Source organism: Thiobacillus sp. 65-1402 (assembly GCF_001897685.1).
Lineage (GTDB): Bacteria > Pseudomonadota > Gammaproteobacteria > Burkholderiales > Thiobacillaceae > Thiobacillus.
Genome location: NZ_MKUG01000031.1, coordinates 1 through 3293 on the forward strand (window position 1 = coordinate 1; position 3293 = coordinate 3293).

The 3293-nt window shown below is 61.1% G+C and carries 3 protein-coding genes; all 3 read right to left on the reverse strand.

Features of this window, described 5'->3' with window-relative positions; translation table 11 throughout:
- A partial coding sequence (locus tag BGO62_RS02760) for a GTP-binding protein (RefSeq protein ID WP_296639074.1) occupies positions 1-607 on the reverse strand: 607 nt, incomplete at its 3' end.
- Positions 608-631: 24 nt separating this feature from the next.
- Complete coding sequence (fusA, locus tag BGO62_RS02765; protein WP_296639076.1) at positions 632-2722, reverse strand: elongation factor G; 2091 nt, start codon at positions 2720-2722, stop codon at positions 632-634.
- A 43-nt stretch (positions 2723-2765) separates the two neighbouring features.
- The gene (rpsG, locus tag BGO62_RS02770; RefSeq protein WP_296639078.1) at positions 2766-3236 is read right to left on the reverse strand and encodes a 30S ribosomal protein S7; all 471 of its coding nucleotides are present in this window, start codon (positions 3234-3236) and stop codon (positions 2766-2768) included.
- Between the last annotated feature and the right edge of the window lie 57 nt (positions 3237-3293).

Sequence of the window (3293 nt, forward strand, 5' to 3'; positions counted from 1 at the left end):
GGATGTAGGAGTCGAGGGCTTCGGCCAGCTTCATGATGCTGGGCTCGCCGATGTCGCTCTGGTCGCCCTCGAGGGCTTTCAGCGCGGAACCGACGATGATGGGGGTGTCGTCGCCCGGGAAGTCGTACTTGGACAGCAGTTCGCGGATTTCCATTTCGACGAGCTCGAGCAGCTCGGCGTCGTCGACCATGTCGGCCTTGTTCATGTAGACGATGATGTAGGGCACGCCGACCTGGCGGGCCAGGAGGATGTGCTCGCGGGTCTGCGGCATGGGGCCGTCGGCGGAGGACACGACCAGGACGGCGCCGTCCATCTGCGCGGCGCCGGTGATCATGTTCTTGACGTAGTCGGCGTGGCCCGGGCAGTCAACGTGGGCGTAGTGACGCTTTGCGGTCTCGTACTCGACGTGGGAGGTGTTGATGGTGATGCCGCGCGCCTTCTCTTCGGGCGAGTTGTCGATCTCGTCGTACTTCTTGGCAGCACCGCCAAACTTCTTCGACAGAATGGTGGTGATCGCCGCGGTCAAGGTGGTCTTGCCGTGGTCAACGTGTCCAATCGTGCCTACGTTTACGTGCGGCTTGGTCCGCTCGAATTTTTCCTTAGCCATTTCAGATACCCTATAAAATCAAAATTATTTCTTGGCGATAACCGCTTCTGCGACGCTCTTCGGCGCTTCAGCGTAGTGCTTGAATTCCATCGTATAGGTCGCGCGCCCCTGCGACATCGAACGCAGATCGGTCGCGTAGCCGAACATTTCAGCCAGCGGAACCTCGGCCTTGATCGCCTTGACGCCAGCCACATCATCCATGCCCTGAATGATGCCACGGCGGCGATTCAGATCGCCCATCACATCGCCCATGTAGTCCTCGGGCGTCTCGACCTCGACCGCCATCATCGGCTCCAGCAGCGCGGGGCTGGCCTTGCGCATGCCGTCCTTGAACGCCAGAATGGCCGCCAGCTTGAACGCCAGCTCGGACGAGTCGACATCGTGGTACGAACCGTCGAACAGGGTGACCTTGACGTCGACCACGGGAAAGCCCGCGAGCACGCCGTTATTCATCGCCTCGATCAAGCCCTTTTCGACCGCGGGAATGTATTCGCGCGGCACCGTACCGCCCTTGATGGCGTCGACGAACTCAAAGCCCTTGCCCGCCTCGTTCGGCCCCATCTTGATCCAGACATGGCCGTACTGGCCCTTGCCGCCCGACTGCTTGGCGTGCTTGCCTTCCTGCTCGACTTCCTTCCTGATCGCCTCGCGATAGGCCACCTGCGGCGCACCGACGTTGGCCTCGACGTTGAATTCGCGGCGCATGCGATCGACCAGAATGTCGAGGTGCAACTCGCCCATGCCGGAGATGATGGTCTGACCCGACTCTTCGTCGGTACGCACGCGGAACGACGGATCCTCGGACGCCAGACGTCCCAGCGCGATGCCCATTTTTTCCTGGTCGGCCTTCGTCTTCGGCTCGACCGCAACGTGGATGACGGGCTCGGGGAACACCATGCGCTCCAGGATCACCGGAGCCGTGACGTCGCACAGCGTATCGCCGGTGGTCACATCCTTCAGCCCGACGACCGCGCCGATGTCGCCCGCCCGCAGCTCCTTGATTTCCTCGCGGTCGTTGGCACGCATCTGCAGGATGCGCCCGATGCGCTCCTTCTTGCCCTTGACCGAGTTCATGACGGTCGAACCCGCCTGCAGCGTTCCCGAGTAGACACGAACAAAAGTCAGCTGACCGACGAACGGATCGCTCATGAGCTTGAACGCCAGCGCCGAAAACTTCTCTTCGTCGTCCGCCCTGCGCACGACCGCCGCATCGTTGTCGTCCACGCCGTCAACCGGCGGAATGTCGACCGGCGACGGCAGATACTGGATGACCGCGTCCAGCATGCGCTGCACGCCCTTGTTCTTGAACGCAGTGCCGCACAGCATCGGCTGAATCTCGCAGGCGAGCGTGCGCGTACGCAGGCCCAGCACGATCTCGTCCTTGCTCAGCTCACCTTCCTCGAGGTACTTGTTCATCAACTCCTCGGAGGCCTCGGCGGCAGCCTCGACCATGTTCGAGCGCCACTTCGCCGCGAGTTCCGCAAGCTCGGCCGGGACGTCCGCATAGTCGAACTTCATGCCCTGGCTGGCCTCATCCCAGTTGATCGCCTTCATTTCCAGCAGATCAATGACGCCGACAAAGCTATCTTCCGCGCCAATCGGGATCACCACCGGCACCGGATTGGCCTGCAGGCGCGTGCGCATCTGCTCGACAACCTTGAAGAAATTGGCGCCGGAGCGGTCCATCTTGTTGACGAAAGCCAGTCGCGGCACGCCGTACTTGTTGGCCTGACGCCACACCGTCTCCGACTGCGGCTGCACGCCACCCACCGCGCAGTACACCATGCACGCACCATCCAGCACGCGCATCGAACGCTCGACCTCGATGGTGAAGTCGACGTGCCCCGGCGTATCGATGATGTTGATGCGGTGCTCGGGCATGGACATATCCATACCCTTCCAGAAACAGGTTACGGCGGAGGACGTGATGGTAATGCCACGCTCCTGCTCCTGCTCCATCCAGTCGGTCGTTGCCGCGCCGTCATGCACCTCGCCAAGCTTGTGACTCACACCGGTATAGAAAAGGATGCGCTCGGTAGTGGTCGTCTTGCCGGCATCGATGTGCGCGGAAATGCCGATGTTGCGATAGCGTTCGATAGGAGTCGTGCGTGCCACGTTATGGTCCTGACTGTGTCTGGTAGTGTTTAAAAAGTAACGCTCAGAAACGGAAATGCGAGAATGCCTTGTTGGCTTCAGCCATACGGTGCACTTCCTCGCGCTTCTTCACTGCGCCACCACGACCCTCGGCCGCATCCAGCAATTCGCCCGCCAAACGGGCACCCATGGACTTCTCACCGCGCTTGCGCGCAGCATCTTTCAGCCAGCGCATCGCCAGCGCGGTGCGGCGGCTCGAACGCACCTCGACGGGCACTTGATAGTTGGCGCCCCCGACGCGGCGACTCTTCACCTCGACCAGCGGACGCGCATTGTTCAGCGCAGTGCTGAACACCTCCAGCGGATCCTTGCCAGACTTGCCGGTGATCTGCTCGAAGGCACCGTAGACGATGCGCTCGGCGACCGACTTCTTGCCGCTGGACATGATGACGTTCATGAATTTCGAAACTTCCTGGTTGCCGAATTTCGGATCAGGCAGGATTTCACGTTTGGGGACTTCGCGACGACGGGGCATTTTCCTGTCTCTCTATCTAGTTAAGCTTGCAGGCCGATTAGGCTTTCTTGGGACGCT

What these genes read in the sequence shown, in the direction of transcription:
- rpsG (WP_296639078.1), bottom strand. Translation starts at nt 3,236, where the DNA reads ATGCCCCGTCGTCGCGAAGTCCCCAAACGTGAAATCCTGCCTGATCCG.